The following is a 16,397-nucleotide window of genomic DNA, read 5'->3' on the forward strand; positions in this document are numbered from 1 at the left end:
ATTGGGAAAAGGAGCAATGCATGAACAGTGTTACTTATTGCGTATCCGAAGAGGAATGTGGGCTTCGGATCGACCGTTATCTTGCAGAAAAAAATACAGATCTTTCCAGATCTTATATACAGAAACTGTTGAAGAACCAGGAAATTTCCGTAAATGGGATTCCGGTAAAGGCAAATTATAAGGTACAGCAGGAGGATCAGATCCTTCTTACCGTTCCGGAGCTGACAGAGCCGGATATTCTTCCTGAGGATATTCCACTGGACATCCTTTATGAGGATGAAGATCTGATGGTGGTAAATAAGCCTAAGGGAATGGTTGTGCATCCAAGTGCCGGTCATTTATCCGGTACTCTTGTAAATGCTATTTTATATCATTGTCAGGGACATCTGTCCGGGATCAATGGGATTATGCGGCCGGGTATCGTCCATAGGATCGATATGGACACCACAGGGGCTATCCTGGTATGTAAGAGTGATTTTGCCCATAAGGATCTTGCAGAGCAGTTAAAAGAGCATTCTATCAAAAGACGGTACCGGGCAATCGTCAGTGGAAACCTTAAAGAAGATACTGGCAGGATCGAAGGACCCATCGGGCGTCATCCCATTGACCGTAAGAAAATGGCCATTAATTACAAAAACGGCAAAGATGCAGTGACCCATTATCAGGTTCTGGAGCGTTTCGGAAATGCCACTTATGTGGAGTGCCGGCTGGAAACAGGACGTACACATCAGATCAGGGTACACATGGCAAGTAAGGGACATCCTCTTCTTGGAGATCAGGTTTACGGATCTGCTCGAAATCCATATCACCTTCAGGGGCAGGCGCTTCATGCCATGATCCTTGGATTTGTACATCCACGTACTGGTGAATATATGGAGTTTGAAGCACCACTGCCTGAATATTTTATAAAACTTCTGGAAAAATTAAGAAAATAGTTGGCACATTTGGCGAAATTGATGTATAATTGAGATAACAATTTATGCAGAAGGGAGTGGCTTAATATGAACAACAGCACAAGTTCAATTATAACCATCGGCCGTGAATATGGAAGTGCAGGCAGACAGATCGGACAGGAAGTTGCAAAATACTTCGGTATCAAATGTTACGACAAGGAGCTTCTTGAGCATGCAGCCAATGACAGCGGCATTTGTAAAGAATTATTTGAGAATCACGATGAGAAACCAACGAACAGTTTTCTCTATTCTCTGGTAATGGATACCTATTCATTTGGTTATTCTTCTGCTGGATTTACTGATATGCCTATGAACCACAAGGTTTTCCTTGCACAGTTTGAAGCCATTAAGAAGCTGGCTGGTGAGGGTCCCTGTGTTATGGTGGGAAGATGTGCTGATTATGCACTTGCAGATAATAATAACTGTTTCAGTGTATTTATACATGCAGACCTTGACTGGCGTATCAGTCGTATATCAGGCAAGTACAATAAGACCTTAAAAGAAGCAAAAGATATGATCAACAAAACAGATAAGAGCCGTGCCAGCTATTATAATTATTATACAAACAAGAAATGGGGCTCTGCAGCAGGCTACACCCTTTGTTTAGACAGCGGCAAGCTGGGGATCGAAGGAGCAGCTCAGGCTATTATTCAAACCGTTCAGGTCTTTGACCAGTGTAAGCAGTAAGATTATAGACATGCAGGAGAGGGCTGTCGCTGATGCGGCAGCCTTTTTAAAAGAATTAGCGGAGGCATAAAGGAATATATGAAATTTCGTTGGGACAGCAGATATTTACGTTTGGGAGTGACAGCATTTGCAGTAGTTGCAGCAAGTATGCTTTTTTATTACGGAATTTTCCATATGGGGACTTTGATCTTAGGGATTCAGTATTTTATGGGGATCATGGCACCTATTATTTATGGTATTGCCATTGCCTTTTTAATGAGCCCTATCGTTAATTTTCTGGAACAGAAAGTGATTTATCCTGTTTTTCATAAAAAGGAGATTACACTGCAAAAAAAAGGACAGAAGGTGGTTCGCTGGATCTGTGTGATTCTTTGTGTCTGTTTTTTGTTTTTTGTAATTTACGCTCTTGTTATGATGATTCTTCCGGAATTGATCCGGAGTATCATGAATTTTATATACAGCTTTCCTGATTATGTGAATGCAGTAAGAAAATTCCTTGATTCTATTGTAGAAAAAGGCTGGGATCTGGATGGGAATACCTTTGATATTCTGAATCAGTCTTCCCAGAAGGCACAAAATTATCTTACTACCACCATACTTCCCCAGATGCAGGGGATGCTTAAAAATGTATCCGCAGGATTCTTTGACATTCTTACATTTTTAAAGAATTTTATAATCGGTGCTATTGTCTCTCTGTATCTGATGGCAGACAAAGAAAAGTTTGTAGCAAAAGGGAAGATGATCACTTATGGCTTGTTTCCTTTAAAACAGGCAGATTTTATTATCCGCTCCATGCGTTTTACCAGTAAGACCTTTATCGGTTTTATCACAGGAAAGATCCTGGATTCTGCCATTATAGGGGTGTTATGCTATATTGGAACTACGCTTCTGGATATGCCTTATGCAACTTTGGTAAGTGTAGTGGTTGGTGTTACCAATGTTATCCCGTTTTTTGGTCCTTACCTGGGAGCCATTCCCTGTATTTTACTGATCCTGCTAGTGGATCCCATCAAGGCTTTGTACTTTGCCATATTTATTCTGGTATTACAGCAGTTTGACGGCAATATTCTTGGGCCAAAGATCCTTGGAGATTCCACAGGTCTGTCTAGTTTCATGGTGATCGTAGCCATTCTCATTGGCGGCGGTCTGTTTGGTATTCCTGGAATGATCATAGGAGTACCTGTATTTGCAGTGCTTTATGCAGCATGGGAAAAATTTCTGTTTCATTTGCTGGCAAGAAAGGATTTCCCACGGGATGAAAATACCTATATGAATATTGACCGGCTGAATCCTGAGACAAAAGAACCTGTCCAGTTCCCCGAAAAGCCTGCAAAGCCTAAAAAAACTCAAGCCAAGAGGAGAGGACCATCTTCCCGTTTCTGGGATATTGTATGGGAAGATCTTGTAAAGATATGGAAGCTATTATGTGCAGTGATAAAAATAGTCTATGCTAAAATATACTGTACATGTGTATCCGTAAAACGGCGTATTACCAAATGGTATCAGGGTATGAAAAAGAACAGAAGATAATAACATATCGTGGAGATACCGGACTGCAGATATAGAACAGCAAAGGGGAGGAGCAGTATGAGACTGTTAATACAGCGTGTAAATCACGCAGAGGTAAAAGTAGACGAAAAGCTGGTGGGAAGCATTGGAAAAGGCCTGCTTGTGTTTGTAGGCGTAGGTAGGGAGGATACAAAGGAGATTGCAGATAAATATCTGAAAAAGCTGCTTGGTCTGCGTATTTTCCAGGACAGTGAAGGCAAAACAAATCTGTCATTAGCAGATGTGAAGGGAAGCCTTCTGATCGTTTCCCAGTTTACCTTGTATGCAAACTGCAAAAAAGGCAATCGTCCCAGCTTTATAGAATCCGGTGATCCGGATCAGGCAAAAGAACTTTATGAGCATATGATCCTTGAAGCAAGGAAGATTGTTCCTATAGTAGAAAATGGCATATTTGGTGCAGATATGAAAGTAAGCCTGGAAAACGACGGACCGTTTACCATTATATTAGATGAAAAAATCATGTAAATATGGACTGGGGAAGTGTTACATATTATTGCGTGAAATGCAGATTTTACGCAATAATATGTATGAAAAGCAGGCACTACTTCCGGATATCCAGTTTTTCAGCGTATGTATATATGTGTAACTGAGGTGTTTTTTATGAATGAATATACAGAATCCGTAAAAATAAATAATATACTCACTTTACGGGGGCTTCTGAAAAAGATGCCTCCGTTTTGCAGTGATTATTTACGCGGGATTGCCACATCCACATCACCAAGGACTCAAACCGGTTATTGCAGGGACATTTATACGTTTTTACAGTTTATTGTTTCCTGTAATCCCTTATACCAGTCCTGCCAAATCAAAGACATTCCTCTGCAGGTTCTTGAAGAACTGAATTCCTCTGATATTGATGAGTATATGGAATTTCTGAATTATTATGAATTTGATGGAATTGTATACAAAAATGGTGAATCTGCAAAAGCCAGAAAGCTGTCTGCATTAAGTAATATGTACAGCTTTTTTAATAAACGTCAGATCGTAAAAAACAATCCTTTAAATGCAGTCAGACGTCCCAAACTGCATGAAAAGGCAATCATTACCCTTGATCAGGAACAGGTTTTCGATTTGATGGATGCTGTGGAAACCCCTAAAAACATGACTGACAGGCAAAAGAAATTCCATAATCTGACCGTAGACCGTGACCGTGCTATCCTTACCGCATTTCTTGGTACAGGTATGCGTGTCTCCGAGCTTGCTGGTCTTGACGTTACAGATGTGGACTTTAATAATCAGACATTCCGTGTGATCCGGAAAGGTGGAAATGAGGCTTATATTTACTTTGGAGATGATATCCGGGACGCACTCTCCTATTATCTTGGCTATCCGGATGGATCATATGATGTTGATTCCAATACAGATACAGCAGGATCTGATAATGAAAACTCTGCAAATCTGGCTCAGGCACCCAGATCCCTGCTTCTGAAAGAAGATAATCCGGATGAGCCGGCACTCTTCCTTTCCCTTCGTGGGAACCGGATGGCTGTACGCAGTATTGAGGTTATGGTGAAGAAATATTGCACTATGATCAATACCAACAAAAGGATCACCCCTCACAAGCTGCGCAGCACCTACGGTACGGCGCTTTACAGGGAAACAGGTGATATTTACCTAGTGGCAGAGGTTCTTGGCCATAAGGACGTAAATACCACCAAGAAACACTATGCCCAGATGAACAACGAGAATAAACGGCGTGCTGCCAATATTGTGCAGCTGAAAAAAGACAGAGATGCTGATGTGTAAACTACTGCATTATTTTACAACTAACATATGAAGCTGTACCTATATTTATGGCAATATAAAAACCGCTGCAGAATCTGGATCACTCTTGAATGTGAGTCCCAAACCTGCAGCGGTTTAATTTAGCATTTTGTATTTTATACTTAATTAATTATATGTATAGCTTTGCAAATCATTATAAAGCAACTGCAATCTTGTCCTGGAATGCTTCAGGAATTTCTTCTTTGTCAAGGGATATGCTGATGATAATAGATACTTTAAAGGCATTACCGATATCATCCAGCTGCTGAAGTGTGCTTGTAACATCTGCACCTTCAAGATTTGCAATTCTGAGGAAGCTGTCAAGATAGATCTGCTCAAGGTCATGATCCTGAGAAATAATCCCACAGATAAATCCTACAAATTCATCTGCATTTTTGATAGGATAAGTTGTCACATTAATAAGACGAACCTTATTGTTCAGTTCATACATATGCTTAGTGCTTTTGTCTAAGTAGACGATGCTGCCATTAGCGTCTTTAACGGCGCCATTTACTCTGTCTAAAAGTACTTTTGTTTTGCCCTTGCCTTTCTTTCCTACAATCAGTTCAACCATGCTGTTTTCCTCCTTAGACACATATAATAATTTTTGCTAAAAATCTTATTTAAGATGTTTCAATTATAGTGTATATTATCAAAAATAGCAAGCCCTTTTTAATAAAAATTGTATATTTTTTACATGTTTCGTAATTCTTTTCACAGGTAATATCACTCGAGGTTTTGTATCATGTATATGGCAAAATCCGGAGATATACTTATGAAAGAGGTGCAGACTGGATATAACTTACATGGCTGTCATCATACAGCTGTTGAAGGATATTTTTCGTAGCACAGATTGCAAAACCATAAGTTTTCAGCCCATTCTCGTCTATCCAGGTATTTATCTGTGAAAAATCATCAGCCCAGTCTGAATGACCAAGCATTTTCAGAATATCATCATGTTCACACATATAGGACAGCATACTCTGGAAATGGGTTTTCATTGTAGCTTCGTCTGATATATCTGTATATTCTTCCTTCTCATCATCTAACAGGGAAAGATAAGGATACTTTTCTCTGTCCCAATTCATTGAGGAACCGGATGGCTCCGGGGAAAATCCAACCGGTGGATAAGAAATAGAATGTCCATCCTGATTCTGGGCGTAAACAGCACACCACAGATCTCCTGCATTCAGGCTTCCCTGCTGATCCAAAGTATTGATCCAACTGATAAATGTGCCATAATCTGTGATCTCTAACAGAGAAACATAGGCCAGATACCAGTCCGTATCGTTGTAACCTGCAATCTGCTCTTTGGAAGCGGCAATATCGTCTTTCATACTATCCTCTTCTGTTACATTGCCCTGTTCATCCTTTGTATAAATCACCCGGTTACTTGTATCTCCTGGAATATAGAACTGAAGCAAAGGCTGTGCAAGCACATTACTGTCATACAGTGTCAGCTTTCCACGGACCAGTTTACCGCCTGCAGAGGTAAATCTGCCATTTCTTGAAAATGTCTGAGGAATCTGGATATCATAGGATCCATAACCAAGTGGCATTGCGCTTACATAATCCCTGTGTCCTCCTGGCAGGAAAAGTTCTGAATAAACAGACAGATCCAGACTCATCTGTGTAGTGGATATGCCGGTTTCACTGCTTGTGCCAGCAGATCTGTTTGGATTGTAATAAAACAGGGATACCACCTGGGGAAGGATAAAAACAGCACATAGGATGATTACCAGAACCAGCCCCCCAGTGATCACCCCCAGTTTAATGAATGCTTTCCGGATAGTTCTCTGGATCTGGGAGGTAAGTTTTTTCTGAAAGTCACTTTCAGATTCATCTGTTGTTCTTTCAGAACAGGGTTCAGTTCCAGACTCAGCTGCCGGAAAAACAGTGTCTTCCAGACCAGGAATATCCCCTTCTTCATAAAGATATTCATTGATGGCATCCTGCCGCTGAATATCCTGCTCTATTTGCTGTCTTTGTTGCTCATTTAATTTGCCCTCTTTATATAGCCTTAAAAGCTCCTTATACGTCATTTTCTTTCCTCCTGGTATTCTTTATCAATTAATGCTTTAAGTTCCTTTCTGGCCCTGTATGCCAGGATACGCACATGCTCCGGAGTCAGGTGCAGCACTGCAGCAATTTCCTTCTGGGAAAGGTGTGCAAAATACTGCAGCTGTAATACTTCCTGTTTCCGGTTTTCCAGCTTTCGGATCCCATCATAGAGATTTTTTAATTTTTCCTCCTGAAGGATCTGATCTAAAATATCTTCTGTAAGCTGGGCATCTGAAATATCTTCAGACAGTACCTCCTTTTTTGCCTTTTTCTGATGATTGTAAAACAGATTTCTTGCCACTGCGTACAGCCACGCCCGTATATTTCCATGACTGTCCGAAAGGGACAATAAGGCTTTCAGAAAGGTTTCCTGAAGGAGATCTTCTGTCAGCTGTCTGTTCTGGCATAAGGAAAACAGGTACAGATATAATTCTTTCTGAAATTTTTGATATGTTTCTTCCAATATCTTTTTATCCATGCTTTACCTGCCTGCAGTGCTTTCTTTATTGTTTGTATTCTACTTATATAACAATCCAGTCTGTAAAATGTTACAGATTATAAGAAATTATTTTGTGGTCTGAAAAAGCCACCTCATGCAATGCATCATGCCTGGCATAAGGTGACTTTCTGTACCTTTATAAGATTTGAAGGTTTCATATGTGGTGATACCGCCTGTGGGCAACGTACCTGTTTAGTTAATATGCTGTAAAAGAGAAGACATTTCCTGGTAAAGCAGTTCCTTGGAAGAAGCGCCCATCACAATGGATACAAATGGCTGTCCGTAGGCATTCTGGCAAAGAAGAGCCAGACAGTTGCCTGCCAGGCTGGTAGTTCCTGTTTTTCCACCAAGGATCTTTACATCCTTAGGTGTTGCAGCTTCCCCTGTAAGATAATGGTCTGTAGCTTCAAGCACAGTACTCATAGTGGAGCCATCCGCTTTTGTATATTCTACTGTATAGGAAGGAAGCTGCGTGATCTCTGTAAAGGAAGGATAATTCATTGCCTCCTTCAGCATCAGGTAAATATCATAGGGAGTTGTATAATGGTTCTCGTCCTGAAGACCATGAGGGTTGGAAAAATGGGTTCCTGTACAGCCCAGCTGTGCAGCATAGCTGTTCATCATATCAACAAAATTATCGGTTGTGCCTCCAATATGTTCTGCTATGGCTGACGCAGCGTCATTACCGGAATATACCAGAAGACACCGTACCAGCTGTCCCATAGTAACCTTATCTCCTGCGCCAAACCCACAGACCTGGGAACCATCCTCCAATGTAACATTTTCCTGGGTAATGGTAACCGTTTCGTCCATATTGCCGTATTTCAAGGCAAGCATGGCAGTCATGATCTTAGTAATACTGGCAGGATAAACTCTTTCATATGCACCCTTTGCAAATAGTACTTTATTGTTTGCAAGATCGAATAAAAGCCCCTTCTGGTCAGTTTCCAATGCCACTCCGTCAAGAGGTGTATCCTGAGCTGAAACTACCAGATCCTTGGCAAAACCGTTCCCTTTCAGGGAATCTCTGGCTGTGACAGAAGAACTAAATTCATTGGACGCTTGAAAAGGGATTACCGGTGTACTTAAAGAACCGCCACGTAAAGTATAAATAGCAAAAACTCCGCCTCCAACAACTGCGATCAATAATAAAACCAGAAGAATGGTATGACGGATCCGCCTGCGGCGCATTTTTTTTAATCTGGCTGCTTTGTTATTTACCGTTCTTCTTGGTTTAGCTGATGTCATAAGTATTCCTCTTTCTCATATATTTCTTTTCTTTGGATTTCTTTATTGTATGCACTGCTCTGAAGACCTACATTCAGAACAATTCCCATTCCGATATAAAGACTGATCAGTGAAGTCAGGCCATAGCTTACAAAGGGAAGAGGCGTACCTGTATTGGGAGCAAGTCCTGTGGCTACACAGATATTCAGAAAGCTTTGCAAGGCCACAATACTGCCAATACCGCAGCAAAGGATCCTGCCTGCCATATCCTTTGCTCGAAGGCTCATCCTGATACATTCCAGCGCAATGGCCATTAACAGACATACGACCACTGTACAGCCGATAAAACCATACTCCTCTCCTGCTACTGCAAAAATAAAGTCAGTCTGGTTCTCTGCAACAAAGTTCCCCTCATTTACAGAGGATGTGCTGTCATCACCTGTAAGCTTTTTCCCTACAAGCTCTCCTGAAGCAATGGCTGTTTTTGAATTATTCTGCTGTTCAATATTTTCGGAGTATTCTTCATTTTCAGGATACAGGAAGGACATAATTCGCTTTCTCTGATAATCCTGGATCAGCTTCTGATCCGGCTGCACAACGATGGAAAGAAAAATAATAATCAAAGGTATTGCGATCAGAATTGCCCCTCCTATGATCCGGTACCGTAGCCCGGCCATATATAAAAGAATGCAGAAAACCAAAGTAACCATAATGGTATTCTTCATATCCGGCTGTGCATAGATCAGCACTAACGGGATAGCAAGAAGGACAGCTGCTTCTGCAAGAACTTTTAATGTATTCAGATCTTCTTCATGATCCATAAAAAACTTCGCAAAGAACAAAATAATAATAATCTTGGAAAGCTCAGTGGGCTGGAACCGGAATCCGCCGATCTGAAGCCATCTGGTAGCACCACCTGCATTGGATCCGAACAGCCGGACTCCTAAAAGCATAACAATATTAACCCCATACATGATCCACTGGAAATTAAGGATCCAGGAATAATCCATGAGGGACAGAACCACCATAACAACCAATCCAAGAATCAGACCAACCAGCTGCTTGTTTCTCAAATCTGCCCTGGCACTGGTCACAAGTACAACTCCTATGGAACTGATGGCAATCAGGAGCAGTACAAGTCTGAAATTATAAAAGCGAAGTTTATATTGTTTAATCATATGTTATTATCAGTCCTTTTTCGTAAGTACAGGAATATATGCCATGATCACAGCCGGATCTTTGGAAATCTTGACCCTGACCTGATCTTCTTCTACCACTACGTATTTTTTTACTGTATGTATCAGATCACTGCGAAGCATTTTTATCATTTGCGGAGAGCATTCAATACGTTCAGAGATCAGAAGAAGCTTCATACGATCTCTGGCATACCCGGCTGAACGCCGTTTTTCACGCAAAATGGATTTCATGTAAGAGATCCTCCTCATATATGCCTGTTATTATTTTTTGAATATACTGCCAAGTCTGCTGAACATGCCCTTTTTCTGACGAATGGTAACAAAAGGAATATCTTCCCCAAGAATACGTTTGCAGATATTCTGGTATTCTTCCTCTGCCTGGGAATTTTTACCTGACAAAGGCTCTCCCTGATTGGTAGCCACTACGATCTGCTCGTCATCCAGGATCGTACCCAGAAGATCTACAGCCAGGATCTCAAGAACATCATCCACAGACATCATATCGCCCCTGGCGATCATATCAGGACGCAGGCGGTTAATGATCAGCCGAATATCACGGATATCGCCAGCTTCAAGAAGACCGATGATCCGGTCTGCATCACGGATAGCAGAAACCTCAGGAGTAGTAACCACAATAGCCTTGTCTGCACCTGCAATGGCGTTTTTGAATCCCTGCTCAATACCTGCCGGACAATCAAGAAGAACATAATCAAATTCTTCCCGTAATTCCTGGGTCAGCTTGATCATCTGCTCCGGTGAAACGGCTGTCTTATCCTTTGTCTGAGCAGAAGGAAGAAGATACAGCTCCGGGTGACGCTTGTCCCGGATCAAGGCCTGTCGCAGACGGCAGCTGCCATTCACCACATCTACAAGATTATATACGATCCGGTTCTCAAGACCCAGAACCACATCCAGATTCCGAAGGCCTATATCTGTGTCTACCACTGCTACCTTTTTGCCTAGCATGGCAAGACCGGTACCGATATTTGCAACTGTGGTCGTCTTGCCTACACCTCCTTTACCGGAAGTGATCACAATAACTTCACTCATTTCAATGAATCCTCCTAAACAAATTGTTCCAACTTTCTGGTGGTCTCTTTAGTCATTTGAAACATCACTTGTATCGCTGGAAGCCATACCTGTGATAATGGATTCTTTATCAGCAAGTTCAAAAATGTATTTAAAAATATCATTAGCAATCAAACATGCATTACCAGAGGTATATCCGTTTGCAATACGCACGGATATAGCATACTTAGGATCTGTGGACGGTGCATAGCCAATAAAAAGGCCATGATTGGGATGGTAATAATCCACCTCAGCTGTTCCTGTCTTTCCGGATACAGCCATGCCCAGTCCATTAAACTGATTGTGGGTCTGTACTACCCTGTACATACCGTCATGGATATCGTCCCACACATTCTGTGGGATCTCTGTAAGGTTGTTAAGGACAACCGGATCATAAGTCTGCAGAGTCTGGCCGGACGCATCCTTTACATTGTCAAGAAGAGACAGCTGGAATACAGTTCCTGAATTGGCAAGAGCTGCCGCATATCTGGCAAGGCCTACTGTAGTATAAAGGTTCGTACCCTGTCCGATATAAGACGGAACTGCATATTGGTTGGATACCTGCGGTGTTGCTTCTGAAAGCTCAATCCCACTCTTCTGATCCAGTCCTAACAAGGAAGCGTATTCCTTCAGCTTTGACAGACTCTGATTCTCAGAAAACTGGTTATCACCAACCTTACCAAGCTGGAATCCGATCATACTGAAATAATAGTTACAGGACTGCTCAATGGCACTGCGGATATCCAGTGCACCATGTCCATAAGTATTCCAGCAGTTGATGGGCGGTGTAACATAATCAAAAGATCCAGTACAGTCAAAATAAGTGCTGTCATCGATCACACCTTCCATCATGCCTGCAATGGTGGAAACCAGCTTAAAGGTAGAACCAGGCGCAGTAGTCTGTTGGGTTGCCTTGTTAAAGAATGGGCTGGACTCATCCAGTGCAAGCTTGGTGTAGTAATCCGTATCCATGTTATTTGTAAGACGGTTATTGTCATATCCTGGATAAGTAACGCAGGCAAGAACCTTCCCTGTGTGTACATCTACCAGTACTGCAGATGCAGAACATGGTTCAAGGGCCAGCTGTGCAGGCTCGATCTCCAAAGTGGAAATCTTGCTGACCATAAAATCATATGCACCCATAGATCCGGAAGCAAGACTTTCGTACATACCGTCATCCTTGGACAGGATCCCCTGCTCATAAAGCACCAGGCAAAGCTCCTGACCGGAAATGGTATCTTCCTGAAGCATGTACTTATACAGCAGCTTTGAAAATCCGGTGTCTGTTTTCAGATAATCAATAATATAATCGGTAAGACTGCGGTATACTTCTGCTGAATCCAGGTACTCTCCTTCCGGGGAAATCTTGGAAATATCGATCCAGTTCTGACTGGTAGCATAAGTAAGATAATCCTTCAGACTGATACTTTCATCCGTTACCCAGGCTTTGTAAGTGTCATCAGATGTGTTTACAGCATCACTTTTGATGATCTTTAAGGTATCACGCAGCATGTCATTACAGATATAGGAAAGGTATGCCTGTATCTGAACATCTTCATCCTTGTAAGCTGGTGGATTGTCTCCTGTAAGCCTGCTGTCTATTATATCAAAAACCTGCTGCTGCTTTTGTTGAAATTTGGCATATAAGTTTTTTTCTATATCAGAGGCGTTTTCGTTCTGAAATTTATTAATATCGATCACACTGTTTTCCACCAGCGCATTGTAAACATCATAAATAGGGATCCGTATCTGGCTGGCGTTTTTGATCCCTTCAAAGTCAAAGGTCTTGGATGCTTCAATCTTGGAAAGAAGAATACCTGCCACCCTTTGCTTTAAGATCTCATAAATACCGGACTGCCAGTCTGTGTCTATGGTGATCTGTACATCATTTCCTGCAATCGGAGCCACCCTTGTATTCTCATCAATCTTCAATACTTTTCCAAGATTATCAACCGAAACGGTCTCATGGCCATCTGTACCCTGCAAAGTCAGCTCCATATACTGTTCCAGACCGGCCTTTCCTATAATAGTATCACTGGAATAATCCGGATTCTGTTTGCGGAGTGATTCCAGCTCTTCAGCAGATGCCTTTCCTGTATAACCAAGGATAGGTCCCATGCTTTCTTCGTCAACATATTTACGTATGGAGTCATCCACTACTTCGATTCCCTGAAAGGAAGTTTTGTTTTCCATGATAGCGGCTACCGATTCTTCACTTACATTTGTTGCAATGGTAACCGGCATATATTTCTTATAGCTGTTTGTATTCAGTTCATAACGGATAATGGCAATCTCAAGGATCTCCTCTTTTGTCAGCTGGGAAGGCAGCCCATGGGAAGATAACTCTTCTTCTGTATAGGCATTGTCTCCTTCAAGAACAATGGAGAATCCTCCACTTTTAGCCCCACCAAGAAATGCCACCATATCTGCTGCTGTGGCATTTTTTTCTTCTTCTGTAAGGTCATCGATCAGCGGATGACCATAAATATCTGCTTTAAAACGGTTTAAAGTAAAGCCTTCATCTACATCAAAGGCATATTGTCCATTCTCATCTATATAGATATGGAAACTGCTGGACAGACTGTCTCCGTTTTTCTTAAGGATTTTCAGTACCTGATAGGCGATGCCGTTCAGGGTAAGGTTCTTTTCCCTGGTGGTATTATATGTGCCATTATCCTCAAAAGTAAGGGAATAAGACAGGACATTGGAAGCGATGATCTCCCCGTTTCTGTCCAATATATTGCCACGAGTACTTTTTAAAACACGGTTTTTGGTGGTTCTTGTCTGAAACTTATTGATATAATCTTCTCCCTGAATGATCTGCAGGTCAAAAAGCCTGCGGACCAGGATGCAGCCCATAAAAATAAATACCAGGGCCAATACGGTTGTTCTTTTTATGCTTATTTTTTTGAAAAATCGTTTTATTTTATTACCCACATTGACTCACTTTCTTTCCTTGCAATATCCATAAATCGATAATTGATAAAACGGAATACCCTGTATACGATCAGGGTCAAAAATACGGTATAGGCTGCTTCCGGCAAAATGATCCGGAACAGATAGGTATGAAGTCCCAGCCTGCCCCTAAGAAGGAATTGCAGGCCATAAACAGCAAAATTATAAAGAATATCTCCCACAGCAGCCAGCACCATAGGTACCTTAATATCATCATCATAATAGATTCTGTGGGCATACCCGCTGAAAAAACCAATATACATATAGATCAGTGCATAAAACCCGAATAAGGATCCATAAAAAAGATCCACCAGCAGTCCGGAGAAAAATCCGGTCCACAAGCCCATTTTCCGTCCACGCATAAGTCCCATGGAAACGGTAAGGATCAGCATCAGATTAGGGGTAATGGATCCAATGGATATCAGATTCAGAATGGTACACTGCAATAAAAAGCATATAATGATGGTAATAAACCATACAATCTTACTCTTCACTGGAAGCCTCCTGCTGTATGGAATCCTGTTTGTTTACTGTGATCACAAAAACATCCTTAAGATGCTGGAAATCTACAGGTGTAACAATCGTGCCTGTCTTTGTCAGATTGTTGCTGTCCTGCTCCACATCATTTACATAGCCAATAAAAAGACCTTCAACGTATTTCTCACTGATGTTAGAGGTAACGATCCGCTCTCCGGCAGTAACTTTATTTTCCTGATCGTAAAGCTGTTCAAAACGAAGCTTACCTTCATCGATCAGCTCCAGGTCACCGGTAATAACACAATTATCAGATGTGCTGACAGTCATGGCACTTACACTGCTGCTGTCATCAATGATAGAACGTACCGTAGCCCATCCGGGGCCCACTTCTGTTACGATCCCAACCAGCCCCTTTCCTGCGATCACATTATTATCTACACGGATCCCGTCATTGGAGCCTTTATTGATCATAAACGTATCGTACCAGTTCCCAGGATCCTTGGAAATGATCCTGGCAGCAACCTTGGGATAATCTGCATATTCTGCATCAAGCTTATACAATTCCCGCAAACGGAGAAGTTCTCCCTGATCCTGGATCAGCTTGTTGTTCTGCTGAGTCAGGTTATCGATCTGGCTTTGAAGCTCTTCATTTGCACTGATCAGATCCTGCTTGTCCTTCAGGCTTTGTCTTGTGACAGACAAAAGCTGCCCGATCCTGTTAATGCTTTTCTCAAAGGGAACCACCACAAGTCCTGCTGCTTCCTGTAAAGGAGCTGTGGCAGCACCGGATGCAAATGTGGCTACAATGCAGCTTACGCAAAACAAGGTCATAACTGCAAGCAGATGTTTACTTTTCAGATTGATCCGAAAATGGATTTTCCTTTTCAGGTTTTTCATTTACTATATATCCCCTAAATTACAATTTTCTCTGTTTAATGGGCTGTGCCCATTTACGAAGTTCTCTGTTCTTCATGATTTTTTCAAGACCTGTCACTGCTGAATTCTCATACAGAGGTGACAGATTGAAAGCAAATCCGGTATAGCTGGCAAGATACTGGTCTATGTATGGAACCCTGGTGCTGCCGCCTGTAAGGTAAATACCCTCTTTTGCCACATGATAAGTAATCTGGGGCGGAGTACGCTCAAGAAATGTTTTCATTTCAGCAGCTATCTCGTTCACACAGTTCATGATCCCGTCATTTACCACATAGGCAGAGATGATCTCTTCCCTTGGAAGCCCGGAAACACTGTCGATCCCAACTACTTTCCTGGCTTCTTTACGTTGATCCGAAAGACGTCCCATAACAATCTTCAGACGCTTGCCTGTACGTGTACCGATCTGAAGGTTATACCGCTTGCGCACTTCACTGCAAATAGCTTCATTCATCTGCCTGCCTCCAATTGGGATCTTACGGCTGATAATGATCTTGCCCCCGGTAATAATAGAAAAACGGGTCGTCTGGGCACCAATGTTTACGATCATACTGCCCTCATTCTTCTCAATATCAACCCCCATGGCAATAGCGTCTGCAATGGGGCTTTCTACCATATAAACCCGGTTTTTACGAAGCCAATGCCCGTTTGCTACCTGGTAATAGGCTCTTTTTTCAATGGCCGTCATATCCAGCGGAACGGCAAAATACATTACTGATCCAATCCCAAGGATCTTATCGATCCTGCGCATCATACTATATAATACGATCTCCTGCAATTCCAGGTTGGCAATCATACCAAAAGACATAGGGGAAGTTACGGAAATACCCACAGGTGCTTTCTCAAACATCTCATATGCTTCATTACCAACAGCAATGATCCTGCGTCCTTTGGATGCGATCATATTTTTCTCTAAATAACTTTTATTTCTGATCAGAGAATATACCTTTACAGAACTGCTGCCAAGGTCTATTCCGTATGTTTTTTCAAAAAGCATGCATCTGCCCC

General features: G+C 41.9%; 16 protein-coding genes. 5 read left to right on the forward strand and 11 right to left on the reverse strand.

Going from position 1 to position 16,397, the window contains the following annotated elements; all coding sequences use genetic code 11:
- Window positions 1–20 precede the first annotated feature (20 nt).
- The 5 genes from OCV61_RS05600 (at window position 21) to OCV61_RS05620 (ending at window position 4,955) form a co-directional block, all read left to right on the forward strand.
- Window positions 21–935, forward strand: coding sequence for an RluA family pseudouridine synthase (locus OCV61_RS05600; RefSeq protein WP_158420969.1), 915 nt, complete (start codon window positions 21–23; stop codon window positions 933–935).
- A gap of 66 nt (window positions 936–1,001) precedes the next feature.
- Entirely contained in the window at window positions 1,002–1,640 is a 639-nt protein-coding gene (locus OCV61_RS05605; RefSeq protein WP_158420970.1) for a cytidylate kinase-like family protein, read from the forward strand.
- A gap of 78 nt (window positions 1,641–1,718) precedes the next feature.
- Complete coding sequence (locus OCV61_RS05610) at window positions 1,719–3,170, forward strand: AI-2E family transporter (protein ID WP_158420971.1); 1,452 nt, start codon at window positions 1,719–1,721, stop codon at window positions 3,168–3,170.
- 57 nt (window positions 3,171–3,227) lie between these two features.
- Complete coding sequence (dtd, locus tag OCV61_RS05615; RefSeq protein WP_158420972.1) at window positions 3,228–3,674, forward strand: D-aminoacyl-tRNA deacylase; 447 nt, start codon at window positions 3,228–3,230, stop codon at window positions 3,672–3,674.
- 135 nt (window positions 3,675–3,809) lie between these two features.
- Window positions 3,810–4,955, forward strand: coding sequence for a tyrosine-type recombinase/integrase (locus OCV61_RS05620; RefSeq protein WP_262582703.1), 1,146 nt, complete (start codon window positions 3,810–3,812; stop codon window positions 4,953–4,955).
- 172 nt (window positions 4,956–5,127) lie between these two features.
- Here OCV61_RS05620 and OCV61_RS05625 read toward each other — a convergent pair whose 3' ends face one another.
- The 11 genes from OCV61_RS05625 to OCV61_RS05675 all read right to left on the reverse strand — a co-directional run bounded on the left by OCV61_RS05625 (window position 5,128) and on the right by OCV61_RS05675 (window position 16,386).
- Complete coding sequence (locus tag OCV61_RS05625) at window positions 5,128–5,547, reverse strand: twitching motility protein PilT (protein ID WP_158420973.1); 420 nt, start codon at window positions 5,545–5,547, stop codon at window positions 5,128–5,130.
- 199 nt (window positions 5,548–5,746) lie between these two features.
- A complete protein-coding gene (locus OCV61_RS05630) occupies window positions 5,747–7,015 on the reverse strand; it encodes an anti sigma factor C-terminal domain-containing protein (protein WP_158420974.1) in 1,269 nt (422 codons plus the stop codon).
- Window positions 7,012–7,512, reverse strand: a complete 501-nt coding sequence (locus tag OCV61_RS05635) for an RNA polymerase sigma factor (RefSeq protein ID WP_158420975.1) — start codon at window positions 7,510–7,512, stop codon at window positions 7,012–7,014. The genes OCV61_RS05630 and OCV61_RS05635 overlap by 4 nt, the downstream gene beginning before the upstream one ends.
- 213 nt (window positions 7,513–7,725) lie before the next feature.
- Window positions 7,726–8,781, reverse strand: coding sequence for a D-alanyl-D-alanine carboxypeptidase family protein (locus tag OCV61_RS05640; protein WP_262582704.1), 1,056 nt, complete (start codon window positions 8,779–8,781; stop codon window positions 7,726–7,728).
- The gene (locus OCV61_RS05645) at window positions 8,778–9,938 is read right to left on the reverse strand and encodes an FtsW/RodA/SpoVE family cell cycle protein (protein ID WP_158420976.1); all 1,161 of its coding nucleotides are present in this window, start codon (window positions 9,936–9,938) and stop codon (window positions 8,778–8,780) included. Before OCV61_RS05645 ends, OCV61_RS05640 begins: the two co-directional genes overlap by 4 nt.
- Window positions 9,939–9,947: 9 nt before the next feature.
- Window positions 9,948–10,187 (reverse strand): cell division topological specificity factor MinE, encoded by a 240-nt coding sequence (minE, locus tag OCV61_RS05650; RefSeq protein WP_158420977.1) that lies wholly within the window; start codon window positions 10,185–10,187, stop codon window positions 9,948–9,950.
- Between the two features lie 30 nt (window positions 10,188–10,217).
- Complete coding sequence (gene minD, locus OCV61_RS05655) at window positions 10,218–11,006, reverse strand: septum site-determining protein MinD (protein WP_158420978.1); 789 nt, start codon at window positions 11,004–11,006, stop codon at window positions 10,218–10,220.
- Window positions 11,007–11,054: 48 nt separating this feature from the next.
- Complete coding sequence (locus OCV61_RS05660; RefSeq protein WP_158420979.1) at window positions 11,055–13,961, reverse strand: penicillin-binding transpeptidase domain-containing protein; 2,907 nt, start codon at window positions 13,959–13,961, stop codon at window positions 11,055–11,057.
- The gene (gene mreD / locus OCV61_RS05665) at window positions 13,946–14,473 is read right to left on the reverse strand and encodes a rod shape-determining protein MreD (protein ID WP_158420980.1); all 528 of its coding nucleotides are present in this window, start codon (window positions 14,471–14,473) and stop codon (window positions 13,946–13,948) included. The genes OCV61_RS05660 and mreD overlap by 16 nt, the downstream gene beginning before the upstream one ends.
- Window positions 14,463–15,353, reverse strand: coding sequence for a rod shape-determining protein MreC (mreC, locus tag OCV61_RS05670; protein ID WP_158420981.1), 891 nt, complete (start codon window positions 15,351–15,353; stop codon window positions 14,463–14,465). Before mreC ends, mreD begins: the two co-directional genes overlap by 11 nt.
- Window positions 15,354–15,372: 19 nt before the next feature.
- Entirely contained in the window at window positions 15,373–16,386 is a 1,014-nt protein-coding gene (locus tag OCV61_RS05675) for a rod shape-determining protein (RefSeq protein WP_158420982.1), read from the reverse strand.
- Between the last annotated feature and the right edge of the window lie 11 nt (window positions 16,387–16,397).

The organism is Blautia ammoniilytica, assembly GCF_025566965.1.
GTDB lineage: Bacteria > Bacillota > Clostridia > Lachnospirales > Lachnospiraceae > Blautia_A > Blautia_A ammoniilytica.